The sequence below is a fragment of the Arthrobacter sp. StoSoilB20 genome, assembly GCF_019977295.1.
In the GTDB taxonomy this organism is placed as follows: Bacteria; Actinomycetota; Actinomycetes; order Actinomycetales; family Micrococcaceae; genus Arthrobacter; species Arthrobacter nicotinovorans_A.
In genome coordinates, this window is the sequence record NZ_AP024651.1 from 616,546 (window position 1) to 634,438 (window position 17,893).

13 protein-coding genes are annotated in these 17,893 nt (G+C 62.9%); all 13 read left to right on the forward strand.

Going from position 1 to position 17,893, the window contains the following annotated elements; translation table 11 throughout:
• The first annotated feature begins 3 nt into the window (after positions 1-3).
• The 13 genes from LDN85_RS02955 (at position 4) to mmsB (ending at position 17,828) form a co-directional block, all read left to right on the forward strand.
• Positions 4-945, forward strand: coding sequence for an ABC transporter permease (locus LDN85_RS02955; protein ID WP_026542293.1), 942 nt, complete (start codon positions 4-6; stop codon positions 943-945).
• Positions 942-2,864: a dipeptide/oligopeptide/nickel ABC transporter permease/ATP-binding protein gene (locus LDN85_RS02960; RefSeq protein ID WP_026548137.1), complete on the forward strand. Its 1,923-nt coding sequence runs from the start codon at positions 942-944 to the stop codon at positions 2,862-2,864. Before LDN85_RS02955 ends, LDN85_RS02960 begins: the two co-directional genes overlap by 4 nt.
• Positions 2,861-3,748, forward strand: a complete 888-nt coding sequence (locus LDN85_RS02965) for an ATP-binding cassette domain-containing protein (RefSeq protein ID WP_026548136.1) — start codon at positions 2,861-2,863, stop codon at positions 3,746-3,748. The genes LDN85_RS02960 and LDN85_RS02965 overlap by 4 nt, the downstream gene beginning before the upstream one ends.
• Positions 3,749-3,810: 62 nt before the next feature.
• Entirely contained in the window at positions 3,811-4,671 is an 861-nt protein-coding gene (locus LDN85_RS02970) for a sugar phosphate isomerase/epimerase (RefSeq protein WP_223944550.1), read from the forward strand.
• Positions 4,672-4,695: 24 nt separating this feature from the next.
• Positions 4,696-5,862, forward strand: coding sequence for a Gfo/Idh/MocA family oxidoreductase (locus tag LDN85_RS02975; RefSeq protein ID WP_223944551.1), 1,167 nt, complete (start codon positions 4,696-4,698; stop codon positions 5,860-5,862).
• 89 nt (positions 5,863-5,951) lie between these two features.
• Positions 5,952-6,998 carry a LacI family DNA-binding transcriptional regulator gene (locus tag LDN85_RS02980; RefSeq protein ID WP_026542298.1) on the forward strand — a complete coding sequence of 349 codons (1,047 nt, stop codon included), beginning with the start codon at positions 5,952-5,954 and terminating at the stop codon, positions 6,996-6,998.
• A gap of 102 nt (positions 6,999-7,100) precedes the next feature.
• On the forward strand, positions 7,101-8,507 hold the full coding sequence (uxaC, locus tag LDN85_RS02985; RefSeq protein ID WP_026542299.1) for a glucuronate isomerase: 1,407 nt from the start codon (positions 7,101-7,103) through the stop codon (positions 8,505-8,507).
• Positions 8,504-9,874 (forward strand): mannitol dehydrogenase family protein, encoded by a 1,371-nt coding sequence (locus LDN85_RS02990; RefSeq protein WP_223944552.1) that lies wholly within the window; start codon positions 8,504-8,506, stop codon positions 9,872-9,874. The genes uxaC and LDN85_RS02990 overlap by 4 nt, the downstream gene beginning before the upstream one ends.
• 36 nt (positions 9,875-9,910) lie before the next feature.
• A complete protein-coding gene (gene manD, locus LDN85_RS02995) occupies positions 9,911-11,140 on the forward strand; it encodes a D-mannonate dehydratase ManD (protein WP_026542300.1) in 1,230 nt (409 codons plus the stop codon).
• Positions 11,130-13,415: a gluconokinase, GntK/IdnK-type gene (locus tag LDN85_RS03000; RefSeq protein ID WP_223944553.1), complete on the forward strand. Its 2,286-nt coding sequence runs from the start codon at positions 11,130-11,132 to the stop codon at positions 13,413-13,415. The genes manD and LDN85_RS03000 overlap by 11 nt, the downstream gene beginning before the upstream one ends.
• A 323-nt stretch (positions 13,416-13,738) precedes the next feature.
• A complete protein-coding gene (chvE, locus tag LDN85_RS03005; RefSeq protein ID WP_035761144.1) occupies positions 13,739-14,887 on the forward strand; it encodes a multiple monosaccharide ABC transporter substrate-binding protein in 1,149 nt (382 codons plus the stop codon).
• Positions 14,888-15,009: 122 nt separating this feature from the next.
• The gene (mmsA, locus tag LDN85_RS03010) at positions 15,010-16,539 is read left to right on the forward strand and encodes a multiple monosaccharide ABC transporter ATP-binding protein (protein ID WP_026542303.1); all 1,530 of its coding nucleotides are present in this window, start codon (positions 15,010-15,012) and stop codon (positions 16,537-16,539) included.
• 5 nt (positions 16,540-16,544) lie between these two features.
• Positions 16,545-17,828, forward strand: coding sequence for a multiple monosaccharide ABC transporter permease (mmsB, locus tag LDN85_RS03015; RefSeq protein ID WP_026542304.1), 1,284 nt, complete (start codon positions 16,545-16,547; stop codon positions 17,826-17,828).
• Positions 17,829-17,893 lie beyond the last annotated feature (65 nt).

Below are 17,893 nucleotides of genomic sequence, written 5' to 3' on the forward strand. Positions count from 1 at the left end.
CCCATGATCAAGTTCATTGCGAAAAGACTGGGCAGTGGTCTGGTGGTGTTGTTCGTCGTCTCGGTCCTCACCTTCACCCTGCTGTATACCTCCAGCGGAAGTATTGCCCAGAACATCCTGGGTGATCAGGCCACGCCTGAACAGGTGGCCCTGAAGGAACAGGAGCTCGGACTCGACCAGCCCCTCTTTGTCCGCTACTTCGCCTGGTTGGGCGACGCCCTGACAGGCAACCTTGGAGCCTCCTGGTTCACCTCGGAGCCGGTGGCCAACTCCCTGGCCACCCGCATCCCGGTCACCATGACCATGGTTTTCACCGCAATGATCCTGATCGCCATTTGTGCAGCACTGATCGGTGTTGCCGCAGCCGTGAAGCGCGGCTGGGTGGACAGGGTGGTCCAGATCGGCGCGATCGTGGGGGACTCCATCCCCGGCTACGTGATCGGCGTGTTCCTGGTAACCATCCTGGCCATCCAGCTCGGCTTCTTCCCCGCCACCAGCACCATCTCCCCGGAGGTGGGGCCGGAGGCCTGGGTCTATTCCATGACCCTTCCCGTCATCGCCTTGCTGATCAACGGCGTGACCGGTGGTGCCCAGCAGATCCGCTCCGCCGTGATCAAGCAGCTCGAGCGCGACTACGTCCGGACGCTGCGCAGCCGAGGCATTGGAGAGCGTGAAATCCTCTTCAAGCACGTGCTCCGCAGCGCCGCACCGGCAGGCTTGACCGTCTTGAGCCTCCAGCTGATCGGCATGCTGGGAGGCGTGGTGATCATCGAGCAGATCTTCGCCCTCCCCGGAATGGGTCCGCTGGCTGTTGCCGCTACCACCCAAACCGATCTTCCCGTGGTTATGGGAGTGGTGATGTACACCGTGGTGGTTGTCATCGTCGTGAACCTCCTGGTGGACATCCTCAATGGTTGGCTCAACCCGAAAGTACGTGTCTCATGAGCGACTCCGTAGATTCAGCTGCAGTAACAACGGCCAGTACCGACCTCGCGGCGAAGCAGGGATCAGGCCAGAGCGGCACAGTGGTCCGTTCCACCGTGATGCGCCGGCTCCTGAAGAACCCCATGGGCATCGCCTCGCTGGTGATCCTCCTGACCATTGCGGCCCTGGCCATCCTTGCGCCGGTGATCGCGCCTTTCGAAGAGAACTTCGCCAATATCTCCAAAACCCTGGCTGCCCCGGATTCGGTCAACATCATGGGCACGGACAGCGCGGGGCGCGATACCTGGAGCCGGCTGCTTTTCGGCGCCCAGTTGACGTTGTTGTCCGCGCTCCTGTGTGCCGGCGTCGCCATTGCCATCGGGCTCCCGGCAGGCCTGATCGCCGGCTATTACGCAGGCAAATTCGAAGCCGTCTCCAACTGGGTAGTCAGCATCCTCATGAGCCTGCCCGGCCTGATCGTCCTGCTCACCATCCGTGCAGCCTTCGGCCCCTCGGTGTGGATCTCGATGATCGCGTTCGGTGTCCTCATCAGCCCTTCCTACTTCCGGCTCACCCGCACCGCGGTGCAGTCGGTCCGGAACGAGCTCTACGTGGACGCCGCCCGGGTTTCGGGCCTGTCCGACCTCAGCATCATTGCCCGCCACATCTTCTCGGTGGTCCGGGCTCCGATCATCATCCAAACCGCGGCGATCGCCGGTGTTGCCATCGCCATCCAGTCCGGACTCGAGTTCCTGGGCCTGGGCGATCCCACCAAAGCCACGTGGGGCGTCATGCTCTCCGAAGGCTTCAAGAACGTCTATCTCACGCCGATTTTGCTGCTCTGGCCGGCACTTGCCATGGCACTGACCATCGGCGGCCTGGTCCTGCTGGGCAACGCCATCCGCGACGCCCTCGAAGACGGCGAAAAGATCAAGCACCGCAAAACACGCGCGGTTGCAACGGCAGAAAGCACGAGTTCTTCTGCAAGCACGACGGCGGACCCCGCCAAGGCGCGCCAGTCACGGAAGTCCGTGGCCGCCGTCGACGCCGGAACCGAACACCACCTGGTCAAGGTGACCAACCTCGGCGTCGGCTATCCGCAGGCAGATGGGTCCATCAAGAAGGTAGTGGACGACGTTTCCTTCCATGTTGACCGCGGCGAAATCCTGGGCATCGTGGGGGAATCGGGTTCGGGCAAGTCCCAGACCGCGTTCTCCATCCTGGGCTTGCTGCCGGACAACGCCCGGATTGTGGGCGGTTCCATCCAGTTCGACGGCAACTACACCGTTGCCCCGGGCGAGGACCGCGTCAGCCAGGAGCGGTTGTCCAAACTGCGCGGCAAGCGGATCTCCTACATTCCGCAGGAACCCATGAGCAACCTGGACCCGGCCTTCACCATCGGCTACCAACTGGTCACGCCCATGGTCCGCGTGCTGGGAATCTCCAAAGCTGAAGCCCGCCAGCGTGCGCTCAAGCTGCTCACCGACGTCGGAATTACCAACCCGGAACGCACTTTCAACGCCTACCCGCATGAGGTCTCCGGCGGCATGGCACAGCGCGTGCTGATTGCCGGTGCCATCAGCTGCGAACCGGACCTGGTGATCGCTGACGAACCCACCACCGCCCTGGACGTCACCGTGCAGGCCGATGTGTTGGACCTGCTGCGCGAACTTCAGCAACGCCTGAACATCGGCGTGATCCTGGTGACCCACAACTTCGGCGTTGTCGCCGATCTCTGCGACCGCGTAGCGGTCATGCAGAACGGGCGGCTGGTGGAAGAAGGAACGGTCCGCGAGATCCTCCGGAACCCCAAAGAGCCTTACACGCAGACCCTGCTGGGGTCCATGCTCGAAGGAAAGACCCCCATGACCATGCTTGTGTCACAGCCTGGATCAGCAGCACAGCCTGGATCAGCAGCACAGAAGGAGCCGGTGGCATGAGTGCCTCTCTTGAGTCAACGGGCAAGTCCCCGCTCCTCTCAGTGGAGAACCTGGTGGTGGAGTACCCAAGCAAGCGGTTCCGGGCCAAGCCCTTCCGCGCCCTGACGGACATCAATATCACCATCGGCCAGGGGGAGACCCTGGGTTTGGTGGGGGAGTCCGGCTCAGGCAAGACCACCCTTGGCCGCGCCGTCCTGGGCCTGGCCCCGGTCACCGCCGGCAAAGTGATTTTCGAAGGCAACGACATCAGCAACGCGTCCCGAAAGGAACGCCGCACGCTGAGCCGGGACCTGCAAGTGGTTTTCCAGGACCCGTACACCTCGCTGAATCCGGCCTTGGAAATCGGTGACATCCTCGCAGAGCCGCTGGGCGTACAGGGCATGGAGGCGGGCGCTGCGAAAAAGCGCGTCAAAGAACTGCTGGACCAGGTGGGCCTGCCCACCGACGCCATCCACCGGCTGCCGCGCGAGTTCAGCGGTGGCCAGCGCCAGCGCGTCGCGATTGCGCGGGCTCTTGCCCTGTCCCCGAAGCTGATCGTTTGCGACGAACCCGTCAGTGCGCTGGACCTCTCCACCCAGGCCCGCGTGCTGGACCTCTTCCTGCAAATCCAGAAGGACACCGGTGTTTCGTACTTGTTCGTGTCCCACGACCTCGACGTCGTCCGGCACATCAGCCACCGGGTGGCCGTGATGTACCACGGCGAAATCGTGGAGCAGGGCCCCGCCGAGGTAGTCACCCGCGATCCCGAACACCCCTACACCCAGCGCCTCTTGCTGGCCTCGCCCGTGCCGGACCCTGACCGGCAGGAACAACGCCGGGCAGACCGTCACCGCTTGCTCGCGAACCAGCACAGCCAAATCGAACAGCAAGGTGCCGTGGCCTGAACAGCCAAGCACCCCAACAGCGACCCAGGGTCCGGAAGGGCCCAAGAACCCCGGAGGAAAAAGTGGCCACAATAGGCGTCCAAGCCATGATGCTGAAGGACAGTTTTGCTGACATTGGAGCGTTCGAAACGCTCCGCAAGGTCAGCGCGATCGGCTACAACGCCGTCGAAATTTCCCAGATTCCCATGACCCCTGCGAACGTGGACGAGCTGGACCGCTCCCGCACGGAGCTGGGAATGGACATCGCGGCGCTGTCGGTCAACATTGAAGGCCGCAAGGGCATGCCCGTGGAATCACTGGCGGACAACTTCGACAAGATCGTGGATGACGCCAAGCGCCTGGACAGCTCCTTGCTGCGGATCGGCATGCTTCCTTTTGGAGCCATGAAATCCCTGGACTCAGTGATTGAATTCGCCAAGCAAGCCAACGGCTATGCGGAACGGCTGCAGGAACAGGGCATCAGCCTTTATTACCACAACCACCACATTGAGTTCGCGAAGTTCGACGGCAAGTACATGCTGGACATCATCGCGGAGAACTCCCCGGCGATGGGCATGGAGATTGACGTCCATTGGGTGCAGCGCGGTGGCCTGGATCCTGTGCGGACCCTGGAAAAGTATGCGGGCAAGACTGCCATGGTGCACCTGAAGGACTACAGGATCGGCCAACTGCCGGAAGCATCCTTCGGGCTCTTGGAAAAGGGCGATTTCGCCGGTTTCATGGCCGAGTTCCGGAACGTCGTGCAGTTCGCCGAAGTGGGCGAAGGCAACCTGGACTTCCCCTCGATCATTCCTGCTGCCGTCGCCGCAGGCGCGCAGTACCTCCTGGTGGAGCAGGACGAACTGTACGGACGCACTATGTGGGATGCCCTCCAGACCTCGTACGACAACCTGGTGGCCATGGGCCACGCCGACCTTTTCTAGATTCCCACACAGGAGATTCCGTTCATGAGTAAAAAAGTACGCCTCGGCATCATCGGCCTTGGCCAGCAGGGCGGCGCCTATGCCCGGTTCATCAATGATGGGCTGGTCCCGAACATGGAGATCGCCGCTATTTGCGACATCGATCCCGCGAAGAAGGAGCTCGCAGCCTCCCAGTACCCAGGTGTCCCGTTCTTTGAGGACTACATCACGATGCTGGAGAGCGGTGCGGTGGATGCGATAGTTACCTGCGTGCCGCACTTCCTGCACCCGGAGATGGCCATCGAAACCCTCAAGCGCAACATCCACGCACTCGTGGAGAAACCTGCCGGCGTTTACACCAAGCAGGTGAAGGAGCTCAACGAGTTCGCGGCCTCCAAGCCGGAGCTCTCCTTCGGCATCATGTTCAACCAGCGCAACAACCCGTTGTACAAGAAGCTCAAGGAGATCGTCGATAACGGCGAGATCGGCAGCATTCGCCGCACCAACTGGATCATCACCAACTGGTGGCGTCCGCAGGGTTACTACAACTCCAGCGAATGGCGCGCCACGTGGGGCGGCGAGGGCGGCGGCGTCCTGGTCAACCAGGCCCCGCACCAGCTGGACCTCTGGCAGTGGATCTGTGGCGTCCCGAAGTCGGTGTACTCGAAGGTGGCGTTCGGCTTCCGCCGTGACATCGCCGTCGAGGATGAAGTGACCGCCGTCGTGGATTATGGCGACGGCGCCACCGGCGTTTTCGTCACGGCCACCCACGACATCGTGGGAACCGACAGGTTCGAAATCCTGGGCGACCAAGGCAAGATCGTGGTGGAAGACAGCAAAGTGGCCACGGTTACCCGCCTGGTCAAGCCGGAGAGGGAAATCAGCGACTCGATGGGCATGGACGATGTCCGCAAGCTCTTCATGGGCCAGCTGAACCGGGAAGAGCTCTACAGCACGGAAGTCATTGAATTCGAGTCCGTCTGGGGCGGCCAGCATGCAGGGGTCCTGGAGAACTTTGCTGCCAACATCCTGGACGGTACTCCGCTGCTGGCCCCGGGCTCCGATGGCATCAACGGTGTCCGTTTGGCCAACGCCATCCACCTCTCGGCCTGGACGGGCAAGGAAGTGGCGCTGGACTTTGACGAGGACGAGTTCCTGCATGAACTGAACAAGCGAATCGCCGAAGAGGGCAAGTTCGCCGAACGATCCTAAGCGGGACGTTTCACAGAGGGCGGGGCCGGTTGCCAACAAATGGATGGCAACCGGCCTGTTTTTGTTGCCATGCGGTCTACGATGGAGCGGTGACTGACGTGACGAGCAACGGAGCAGCACCCGCCCCTGCCAAAAGAGGGCGGGGGGAGAAGTCTTCTGCCACGATCTATGACATCGCCAAGCTGGCGGGGGTGAATCCCTCCACCGTCTCGCGTGCCCTGAGCAAGCCCGGCCGTGTCAGCGCCAAGACGCAGAAGATCATTGAGGATGCTGCCGCTGAGCTGAACTACCAGGTGAACCCTTTTGCACGTGCCCTGCCTACAGGCCGTACACAGACCATCGGCTTGATCGTTGCGGACATCACCAACCCCACGTTCTTCGACATCATCCGCGGCGCTGAAACCACCGGTTCGGCCCGGGACTACACTCTGGTCCTGGCTGAGTCAGCGGAGTCGCCGGAAACGGAAGTGACCGCGGCCCGCCGGCTCCTGAGCACGGTGGACGGACTGATCCTGGCCAGCCCGCGCATGGACGACGACCACATCCGTGCTTTGGCTGCGGACAAACCCGTCGCCGTCATCAACCGCGAGATCCAAGGCGTTCCGTGCGTGGTTCCGGACGTCAACAAGGGCATCAGCGAGGCCGTGCGCAGCCTGGCCGCCAATGGCCACGAGAAGCTCGCGTACGTGGCCGGCCCCAAGCAGTCCTGGATGACGGCCCGCCGCTGGGACGGCGTCAAAGCCGCCGCCGAGTGGTCCAAGCTCAGCGCGGTGCGCCTTGAGTCGTCCAAACCAACGGTCGACGGCGGCCGGCAGGTTGCGCGCGACGTCCTGGAAAGCGGGGCGACGGCGGTGATCACCTACAACGACCTCCTGGCCATCGGGCTGATGCAGGAACTGCAGGCCGGCGGCATGCGCGTTCCGGACCAGATCAGCATTGTTGGCTTTGATGACATCTTTGGCGCCGATTTCACCACTCCTGCCCTCACGACGGTCCGTTCGCCGTTGGGGGAGTGCGGCACCCGCGCCGTGACCATCCTCCTGGACATGCTCCAAGGCCATGACGCTCCCGGCGAAGCAGTCCGGGTGGAAACGGAGCTCGTGGTGCGCGGCTCCAGTGGGCGCCTGCTGGCGTAGTTTCCCCAACAGTTGCTGTTGTGTGAACAGCCCTGTCGCAACTAGTTGGCAATTTTTGGCAACCGGTTGACAAAAGTTGGACATGGCGGCCAAGATTGATCTATGTCACAGTCCATCGCAGCACACCCTGACCGGCTCCTGCCCGCAGATCCCGGGACGCGCAGCATCGCGCGGTCCTTGCTGGAGCGCGTCCAGGACCTGCCCATCATTTCCCCGCACGGCCACGTTGACGCCGCAGTCATCGAGCAGAACACGCCGTTCCCCGATCCCGCTGCCCTCCTGGTCAGCCCGGACCACTACGTCACCCGCCTGATCCACGCCAACGGTGTTCCGATGGATCAGCTGCTTGCCGGCACCGCGTCCGCACCGGAGTCCCGGCAGATCTGGCGCACCTTCGTGGAGGCCTGGCCCCTGTTCGAGGGAACAGCTTCCGGATACTGGCTGCGCACGCAGTTCGACAACGTCTTCAAGCTCGGCGCCGACCTCAGCGAGCTTCCTGCCGATGCAAGCTACGACGCCATTGCCGCCAAGCTGGTGGAACCGGACTTCCGCCCGCGGCAACTCTTCAAGGACTTCAACATCGAGGTCCTGGCCACCACGGATGATCCCCTGGACAACCTGGCCAGCCACAAAGCCCTGTCCGAGGACCCGAGCTTCAACGGCCGCGTCCTGCCCACCTTCCGCCCGGACGCCTACCTGAACGTGGCCCACCCCAGCTGGAGCTCCAACGTGGACCGGCTCATCGAGGCCGCTGCCGACGGCGCCACCGGCTACGCCGGCTACATCGCAGCGCTGGAAAACCGGCGTCGTTATTTCGTGGAACATGGCGCTGTCTCCGCAGACCACGGCGTCCGCACCCCGGCCACGCTCAAGCTGGACCCTGCCGACGCTGAAGCGCTCTTCGAACGGGCCCGCGCCGGCAAGGCAACGGCCGCAGACCGCGATGCGTTCGAGGCCCACATGATGTACCAGATGGCCCGGATGTCCGTGGAGGACGGCCTGGTCATGACCATCCACCCAGGCTCGTACCGGAACCACCACGGGCCCACCTTCGAGAACTTTGGCGCCGACACCGGCCACGATATTCCGTTTGCCGTGAACTACACCGAGGCCGTCCGTCCGTTGCTGCAGGACTTCGGCACGGCCAAGGATTTCCACCTGGTGCTCTTCACCCTGGATGAGACGGTGTTCTCCCGCGAACTGGCGCCTCTGGCCGGCTTCTACCCATCCGTCTACATCGGTGCCCCCTGGTGGTTCCTCGACGCACCGGACGCCATGTTGCGCTTCCGTTCGGCCGTCACTGAAACCGCCGGATTCTCCCGCTCCTCGGGGTTCATTGATGACACCCGGGCCTTCTGCTCCATCCCGGCACGGCACGACGCCTCCCGCAGGATCGAAGCCGCCTTCCTCGCGCGTCTCGTAGCCGAGCACCGCGTGACTGAAGACCGCGCGCATGAGCTGATCCTCGACGTCGTCGATTCCTCGCCCCGACGGGTGTTCAAGCTATGACCGCCGGACTTCCGCGCCTGGGCCGCGACGTTGCGCCCCGCCCCAAAGCGCCAGTGCGCATCGTTCACCTGGGCCTTGGCGCCTTCCACCGTTCGCATCAGGCCTGGTTCACCCAGCACGCCGGTGACGCGGGGGAGTGGGGCATCGCCTCCTTCACTGGTCGACGCCCGGACGCAGCCGAGGTCCTGGCCGCCCAGGACGGTTTGTTCACCGTGGTGGAGCGCTCGGATTCGGGCGACACCTTTGAGGTTGTGGGTAGCATCGTTGAGGCCGTGGATGGCGCCAACATTGGCCGGCTGGTTGAATTGCTCGCCGCGCCGCAGACATCGGTGGTCACCCTGACCATCACGGAAGCGGCGTACGGCCTCGGTGCCGGAGACGCCCCGCTGCTGGTCTCCGGCCAGGAACCCACGACGCCGTTGGGCCGCTTGGTCTTGGGCCTCGCCGCACGCAAGGACGCCGACGCCGGACCCCTCGCCGTGGTTTCCTGCGACAACCTCTCGGACAACGGCAACGTGGCCAAGGAAGGGGTGCTGGGTATCGCCCGGGACCTCGACGGCGGCCTGGCAGCCTGGATCGAGGCGAACGTCAGCTTCGTGAGCACCTCCGTCGACCGGATTACGCCGCGAACCACCCCTGAAGACGTTGCCCTGGTGGCCCGCGAGTGCGGCTACCGGGATGAGGCGCCCGTGGTTGCCGAGCCCTTCCGCAACTGGGTGCTCAGCGGTGATTTCCCCGCCGGCCGGCCTCGCTGGGAAGACGCGGGGGCTGTGTTTGTGGGCGGGATCGAGCCCTACGAGAACCGCAAGCTGTGGCTGCTCAACGGCGCGCACTCCATCCTGGCCTATGCCGGCCAGCTGCGCGGACACTCCACGGTGGCCGAAGCACTGGCCGACCCGGTGTGCCTGCAGGCTGTGGAGGACTTCTGGGACGAAGCATCCAGGCACCTCTCCGGTGACGATCTCCACATTCCCGAGTACAGGGCCGCACTCCTGGAGCGCTTCGGCAACTCCCGGATCGCCCACCACTTGGCCCAGATTGCCATGGACGCCAGCACCAAGTTGCGAATGCGGGCAGTTCCCGTGCTGCGGGCTGAACGCGCGGCCGGCCGGAGTGGTGAAGCCGCAGCCCGGATGATCGCCGTGTGGGCTGCCTATGTGGAGTCCAACCCGGGCCTTCAGGATCCCCAAGCTGCAGGCGTGGAGCAGGCCAACAGGCTGGCCGGCGTTGAGCGTATCGCTGCCTTGGTCTCCCTGCTGGATTCCGAGCTCGCGTGGGACCCCTCCGTAGTGGAGCTGGTCCATCGCCTCAGCCAGGCATTCGCACCCCGCAAGCAAGCGGTTGCCACCAGCGGCAATCCGAATTAACAACCTAACCACCAGCCACATCCCGAAAGGAAAGCTGTGAAAATCATTGCCGCTGAAGTCTTTGTGACCAGCCCGTCCCGTAACTTCGTCACTCTGCGCATCACCACGGAGGACGGTGTGACAGGCATCGGTGACGCTACCCTCAACGGCCGTGAACTTGCCGTCGCCGCGTACCTCAAAGAACACGTGGCGCAGCTGCTGATCGGGAAGGACCCGCACAGGATCGAGGACACCTGGCAGTTCCTGTATCGCAGCTCCTACTGGCGCCGCGGCCCAGTCACCATGGCGGCCATTGCCGCCGTCGACATGGCGCTGTGGGACATCAAGGGCAAGGTTGCCGGGATGCCGGTGTACCAGCTGCTCGGTGGTGCATCCCGGAACGGGCTGCGCGCCTACGGGCACGCATCCGGTGCCGACATTCCGTCCTTGTTCGACTCCGTGCGGGAGCACCTGGAACTGGGCTACAAGTCCATCCGGATCCAAACGGCAGTCCCCGGCATCAAGGCTGTCTATGGGGTGGCCGCCCAGGCCCAGGCTTCGGGTGAACGCTATGACTACGAGCCCGCCGGCCGCGGCAACTTCCCCCTGGAAGAAGACTGGGACACCCGCGCCTACCTGCGCCACCTGCCCACCGTTTTCGAGGCCGTGCGCAACGAGTTCGGCCCCGAAATCCCCCTGCTGCATGACGGCCACCACCGCATGACCCCCATCCAGGCTGCCAAGCTGGGCAAGGCGCTGGAACCTTACGACCTCTTCTGGCTCGAGGACTGCACCCCGGCCGAGAACCAGGAAGGGCTGCGCCTGGTCCGCCAGCACACCACCACCCCGCTGGCCATCGGCGAAATCTTCAACACCGTGTTCGACTTCCAGACCCTCATCAAGGAACAGCTGATCGACTACGTCCGCGCAGCCTCCACCCACTTCGGCGGCATCTCACCGCTGAAAAAGGTCATGGACTTCGCCGCGCAGTACCAGATCAAGTCCGGCTTCCACGGCCCCACGGACATCTCCCCGGTGGGATTCGCCGCCCAGCTGCACGTCGGCCTGGCCATCCACAACTACGGCATCCAGGAATACATGCAGCACTCGGACAAGACCAATGAGGTCTTCCAGCAGTCCATGACCTTCAAGGACGGCTACCTGCACCCGGGCGACAACCCCGGCATCGGCGTCGAATTCAACGAAGAAGCCGCAGCCGCTTTCCCGTACCAGCAGGCCTACCTGCCCTACAACCGCCTCGTGGACGGCACTGTTCATGACTGGTGAGGCTGCTGCCGCTGGAGTTGCGCCCCGTCACCACATCGTGGTGATGGGCGTGGCCGGTTGCGGCAAGAGCACTGTTGGTGCCGCCCTCGCCGAGCGCATCGGCGCTGGATTTCTCGACGGCGACTCGCTGCACCCGCAGGCGAACATCGACAAGATGGCCTCCGGTACGCCGCTGAACGACGACGACCGCGCACCATGGCTGGCCGAAATCGGCAGGCGGTTCCCGGCGTCGAACTCTGCCCTTGTCATCGCGTGCAGCGCGCTCAAACGCTCTTACCGGGACATCATCCGCAGCGCCGATCCGTCAGTGGTGTTTGTTCACCTGCACGGCAGCCGCGAGCTGCTGAACGCGCGCATGACTGCCCGGCCCGGACACTTCATGCCTGCCTCGCTGCTGGACTCGCAACTGGCCACGCTGGAACCGTTGCAGGATGACGAAGCCGGGATCGTTGTGGACATTGCACTGACTGTGGAGGACATAGTGAAGGACGTACTTGCAGGGCTGAACGGCCAATCCGCAGCAACTGCCGGGCCGTACCTCGTGGACCTCAAAGCGGCTCCATACAACCTTGATGACGCCGCCGTGGAATGGGTGGAAAGCGCCCTCGGCTCCATGACGTTGGAAGAGAAGATCGGCCAACTGTTCATCAACCACAACAATGACTACTCCCCGGCATACCTGGATGACATCCTGGAGAACTTCCATGTGGGCGGCATGCGGTACCGGCCCGGCCCTTCGGCGGCGGTGCAGGAGCACATTCGCTACGCGCAGTCCAAAACGCGAATCCCGCTCCTGATCGCGTCCAATCCCGAGATGGGTGGGGCGGGCAGCTGCGACGACGGCACGTTCGTGTCCACGCATCTCCAGGCAGGTTCGCATCCGGATAAGTCCATTGCGCGGCAGATGGGGCAGGTGGCCGGTGTCGAAACTGCTGCACTGGGCTGCAACTGGGCCTTCGCGCCTATCGTGGACATCCACTACAACTGGCGGAACACGGTCATCTCCACACGGGCCTTCGGCAACACTCCCGAGATCGTGGTGGAACGGGCCAAGGAGTACTTCGACGGCATCAGCGAATCGCCCACGGTTTGCGCCATGAAGCACTTTCCCGGCGATGGCATTGATGAGCGCGATCAGCATGTGGTGACCTCCTACAACACCCTTGGCTACCAGGAGTGGAATGCCAGCTATGGGCATGTGTACCGCGAAATGATCGGGCACGGCGTGCAGTCCATCATGGTGGGCCACATCGGAGCGCCTGAGGTGTCCCGGCATTTCCGGCCAGGTTTGACGGATGCTGAGATTCGCCCCGCGACGCTGGCGCCTGAGTTGTTGCAGGACCTGCTCCGGGGTGAGCTTGGCTTCAACGGGCTGGTCCTCACGGATGCTTCCTTGATGGTTGGCCTGACGCAAACCATGAAGCGGCGCGACCTGGTTCCCGCCACCATCGCGGCCGGCTGCGACATGTTCCTGTTCTTCCGGAATCCGGAGGAGGACTTCGGCTACATGCTGGATGGCTACAAGTCCGGGATCATCAGTGAGGGACGTTTGCAGGATGCTGTGCGGCGGATTCTTGGGTTGAAAGCCAGCCTGGGGCTGCACCGTGCTTCCCGGGAATCGTTGGTTCCGGCGGCTGGGGCCTTGGCTGTTATCGGCAGTGAGGCTCATCGGGCTATTGCCTCGGACATTGCTGACAAGACCGTGACGCTGGTCAAGGACACCGCAGCCAACTTGCCCATCACGCCTGAAACGCATCAGCGGATCCGTCTCTACGGAATCTCGGGCGGCGCCGACTTTACCCGTGCGGATCCCCTGGCCTACCTGGACATTGTCCGGGAAGAGCTGGAAGCGGCAGGTTTTGAGGTCAGCGTGTTCAAGACCGCCGAGCAGCGCGAAGCCGCGGGGGAGACCGGCGTGAACTTCATGAGGGTCGTGTCCGAGGAAGCTACGGGGGACTATGCGGAACGGTATGACGCCGCCTTCGTGTTCGCCAACGTGAAGGGTTTCGCGCAGGAGGCTTCCATCAGGATCAAGTGGTCCTCGCCCATGGCCGCCGAAATTCCCTGGTACGCCACGGAAGTTCCCACGGTGTTTGTTTCCCTGAACCAGCCGAACCACCTGATCGACGTGCCCATGGTCAAGACGGCCATCCATGCGCACGCAGCCACCCGCGAGGCCATCCGCGCAACCATCCAAAAGATCCAAGGCAAGTCCGGGTTCCAGGGAACGTTCAACCAGAACGTGTTCTGCGATTCGTTCGACACCCGCCTCTGACTTCAGAAACCAGGCTGGGGCGTCAGCCCGGCACTGCCCACAAGGCGGTGCCGGGCTTTTCTGTTTCCTGCATCTGGGCTTCCCGGCATCCGGGCTGGAGCGCCAATTGTGAACGCTAACAACGTTTCAAGTCAATAGCCTCAAGGGTGCTGGAAGTCTGCAACCATTTCGTGATCCACGGCACTTGACCAACGGTAATGTTAGCGTTCACAATGGCATTCGCATTACCTTTCAGTGGCTCGTGTTGCCCCCAGCAGGCGCAGCCCACATCGCTTTACCGTGCCGGACGCGCAGATGCTCCGGCTGCATCAGAGTTCGCGGCAATGCTGCCGCGGAAGGAGAGCATCGTGAGATTGAAGAAACTCCTGGGCGCCGTCGCGGTTGTCCTTACCTTGACGGTGGGAGCCACAGGCTGCGGCAGCCGCGGTGGCACCGCCGAATCCACCAGCAGCGCCAATCCCAGCGATTCCCTGGTAGGCATTTCGATGCCCACCCAGACCTCCGAGCGTTGGATCGCAGATGGCGCCAACGTAGAGAAGTCGCTGAAGGACCTTGGCTACAAGACTGACCTCCAGTTCGCCAACGATGACATTCCCACGCAGGTTTCCCAGATTGAGAACATGCTGACCAAGGGTGCAAAGGCCCTGATCATCGCTGCGATTGACGGCACCACCCTGACCGATGTCCTGGCCAAGGCCAAGGAGCAGAACGTCAAGGTCATCGCTTATGACCGCCTCATCAACGGAACGCCGAACGTGGACTACTACACCACGTTCGACAACTACACCGTGGGCGTCCAGCAGGCCACCTCGCTGCTGACCGGCCTGGGCCTGGTTGACGCCAGCGGCAAGAAGGTTGAAGGCAAAGGCCCGTTCAACGTAGAGCTGTTCGCGGGCAGCCCGGATGACAACAACGCCAACTTCTTCTGGACCGGCGCCATGGACACCCTCAAGCCGTACATGGACGCAGGCACCCTGAAGGTCCCCAGCGGCCAGACCAAGTTTGAGCAGGCAGCAATCCTTCGCTGGCAGGCACCCGTAGCCCAGAAGCGCATGGAAGACATCCTCACCTCGGCTTACAGCTCCGGCACCAAGCTCGACGGCGTCCTGTCCCCGTACGACGGCCTGTCCATCGGCATCATCTCGGCACTGACCAGCACCGGCGGCTACTCCACCGGCAAGCTGCCTGTAGTGACCGGCCAGGACGCGGAGAAGGGCTCCGTGAAGTCCATCATCGCCGGCGAGCAGTACTCCACCATCTTCAAGGACACCCGCCAGCTCGGCGCTCAGGCCGTGAAAATGGTAGACGCCGTGCTCAAGGGCAACGAGCCGGAAACCAACGACACCAAGACCTACAACAACAAGGTCAAGGTTGTTCCGGCTTACCTCCTGAAGTCCGTCATCATCACCAAGGACAACTACAAGAAGGAACTCATCGACTCCGGCTACTACAAGGATGCCGACGTCAAGTAACTCCTTGGCCTGTGGCCTCACCGTCCTGTGCCGAAATGCGCAGCGGTGGGGCCACAGCCTCCCCCTAGAGCCTGTCGAGTCCTCGGCCCGGCCAAGTTTCAACCAGTCAGCGGGAATTGACGATGAACGTACCCATTCTTCAAATGCGAGGAATCACCAAGACCTTCCCCGGGGTAAAAGCCCTGCAGGACGTCACCCTGGACGTCAACCGCGGTGAGGTTCATGCCATCTGTGGTGAGAACGGCGCCGGGAAGTCCACCCTGATGAAAGTGCTGTCCGGCGTCTACGCCCACAACACCTTCGACGGCGACATCCTCTTCGAGAACGAACCCTGCGAATTTTCCAGCATCACGGACAGCGAGAAGCGCGGCATCGTGATCATCCACCAGGAGCTGGCGCTGAGCCCGTACCTGTCCATTGCCGAGAACATCTACCTCGGAAACGAGCTGGCCAACAACGGCTGGGTGGACTGGCGGAAAACCAATCTGGAAGCAGCCAAGCTGCTGGCCAGGGTGGGCCTCAGCGAAAACCCGGTCACCCCCATCCAGCACATCAGCGTGGGAAAGCAACAGCTGGTGGAGATCGCCAAAGCGCTGTCCAAGGAAGTGAAGCTCCTGATCCTGGACGAGCCCACGGCGGCGCTGAACGACGAAGACTCAGACCACCTGCTGGACCTCATCCTGCACCTGAAGGGCCAGGGCGTTACCAGCATCATCATCAGCCACAAGCTCAACGAGATCCGCAAAGTGGCTGACGCCGTCACCATCATCCGCGATGGCAAGTCCATTGAGACCCTCCGCCTGGACCAGGGCCAAATCACCCAGGAACGCATCATCCGCGGAATGGTGGGGCGCGACCTCGAAAGCCTCTACCCTGACCGGACCCCCAACATCGGCGAGGAAGTCCTCCGCATTGAGGATTGGACTGTCCAGCACCCCCAGGACCATTCCCGCATGGTGGTGAACAACGCCAGCCTCAACGTCCGCAAGGGTGAAGTAGTTGGCCTGGCCGGGCTCATGGGCGCAGGCAGGACCGAGCTCGCCATGAGCGTTTTCGGCCGGACCTACGGGCGCGCCGTCTCAGGCAAGGTCTACAAATACGGCCAGGAAATCAACACTTCCACCGTCTCCGACGCCATTGAACACGGAATCGCCTACGCCACCGAAGACCGGAAGCACTACGGCCTGAACCTGATCGAGGACATCAAGCGGAACATTTCCATGGCTGCGCTGAACAAGCTGGCCAAACGCGGTTGGGTGGACGGCAACAAGGAAACCACCATAGCCAACCACTATCGCCAAAGCATGAACATCAAAGCGCCCTCCGTTGCTGCCATCACCGGCAAGCTCTCCGGTGGAAACCAGCAAAAAGTGGTGCTGAGTAAATGGATGTTCTCGGACCCTGACGTCCTGATCCTGGACGAACCCACCCGTGGAATCGACGTCGGCGCCAAATTCGAGATCTACACGATCATCGCTGAACTCGCAGCGGCGGGGAAAGCAGTCATTGTGATCTCCTCTGAGCTGCCGGAGCTCCTGGGTATCTGCGACCGGATCTACACACTGTCCGCAGGCCACATCACCGGCGAGGTCCCCATCGCCGAAGCCACCCAGGAAACCCTCATGCACTACATGACCAAAGAGAAGGAATAGCGAACATGTCCGCCCTACGAGAATCCCTTGGCTTCCTCACAAGCCGCCTCCGCCAGGTTGGCATCTTCGTCGCCCTGATCCTCATCGTGATCCTTTTCCAGGTGCTGACCAACGGCATCCTGCTCGAACCCCAGAACGTCACCAACCTGGTGGTCCAGAACAGCTACATCCTGATCCTGGCCATCGGCATGGTCATGGTCATCATCGCCGGCCACATCGACCTCTCCGTCGGCTCCATTGCAGGCTTCATCGGGGCCGTAGCCGGTGTAATGATCGTCCATTGGGGCTGGGCCTGGTGGCTCGCCATCCCCGCTTGCCTCCTGGTCGGAGCGTTGGTGGGTGCCTGGCAGGGTTACTGGATCGCCTACGTGGGCATCCCGGCCTTCATCGTCACCCTGGCCGGCATGCTGATCTTCCGCGGGCTGACCCTCATCACCCTCAAGAACCAGCAGATCACCCCGTTCCCCAGCGAGCTCAGGGCCCTCGGCGGCGGTTTCCTTCCGGACCTCACCGGCGGCACGTCCGTCCTTGAGTGGCTGACGGTCATCCTCGGCGTCGGCGGTACGGCCGCCATCCTCTTCCAGGCCCTGAAAGAACGCCGTGTCCGCCGTAAGTTCAACCTCGAGAACGAGCCGATGGCCTGGTTCGCCGTCAAGAACGGCTTCATCGCTGTGCTGATGCTCATCATCACCTTCCTGCTGGCCAGCTACCGCGGAACCCCGATTGTCCTGATCGTCCTGGCCGTCCTGGTGATCCTCTACTCGGCGCTGATGAACAACAGCATTTTCGGCCGCCACACCTACGCCATCGGCGGCAACCTCCACGCCGCCGAGCTCTCCGGCATCAAGACCAAGAAGGTCACTTTCCGCCTGTTCGTCAACATGGGCGTCCTCGCCGCACTGGCAGGCCTGGTGTTCACGGCCCGCCTGAACTCGGCGCAGCCTGCCGGCGGTACCGGGTTCGAGCTGGACTCCATTGCCGCGGCCTTCATCGGCGGTGCTGCAGTCCAGGGTGGCATTGGCACCGTGGCCGGAGCCATGATCGGTGGCCTGATCATGGGCGTGCTGAACAACGGCATGTCCATCCTCGGCCTCGGCACGGACTACCAGCAGCTCATCAAGGGCCTGGTGCTCCTGCTCGCCGTCGGGTTCGACATCTTCAACAAGAACCGGACCGGTGCCGGTGGCGGATCCGGCATGGGCCGCCGCTTCAAGTGGAAGACCACGCCTCCGGCAACCGAGGCAGCTCCGGCTGCCAAGGTGGAGCCTGTGGGCGTGGACGCGAAGTAGGAACGGATGTCACGCGGCGATCAACCGCCACCAGCGGGGTCCCGGGCATTGTCCGGGGCCCCGCT

What these genes read in the sequence shown, in the direction of transcription:
- LDN85_RS02955 (WP_026542293.1), top strand. Translation starts at nt 4, where the DNA reads ATGATCAAGTTCATTGCGAAAAGACTGGGCAGTGGTCTGGTGGTGTTG.
- LDN85_RS02960 (WP_026548137.1), top strand. Translation starts at nt 942, where the DNA reads ATGAGCGACTCCGTAGATTCAGCTGCAGTAACAACGGCCAGTACCGAC.
- LDN85_RS02965 (WP_026548136.1), top strand. Translation starts at nt 2,861, where the DNA reads ATGAGTGCCTCTCTTGAGTCAACGGGCAAGTCCCCGCTCCTCTCAGTG.
- LDN85_RS02975 (WP_223944551.1), top strand. Translation starts at nt 4,696, where the DNA reads ATGAGTAAAAAAGTACGCCTCGGCATCATCGGCCTTGGCCAGCAGGGC.
- uxaC (WP_026542299.1), top strand. Translation starts at nt 7,101, where the DNA reads ATGTCACAGTCCATCGCAGCACACCCTGACCGGCTCCTGCCCGCAGAT.
- LDN85_RS02990 (WP_223944552.1), top strand. Translation starts at nt 8,504, where the DNA reads ATGACCGCCGGACTTCCGCGCCTGGGCCGCGACGTTGCGCCCCGCCCC.
- LDN85_RS03000 (WP_223944553.1), top strand. Translation starts at nt 11,130, where the DNA reads ATGACTGGTGAGGCTGCTGCCGCTGGAGTTGCGCCCCGTCACCACATC.
- chvE (WP_035761144.1), top strand. Translation starts at nt 13,739, where the DNA reads ATGCTGCCGCGGAAGGAGAGCATCGTGAGATTGAAGAAACTCCTGGGC.
- mmsA (WP_026542303.1), top strand. Translation starts at nt 15,010, where the DNA reads ATGAACGTACCCATTCTTCAAATGCGAGGAATCACCAAGACCTTCCCC.
- mmsB (WP_026542304.1), top strand. Translation starts at nt 16,545, where the DNA reads ATGTCCGCCCTACGAGAATCCCTTGGCTTCCTCACAAGCCGCCTCCGC.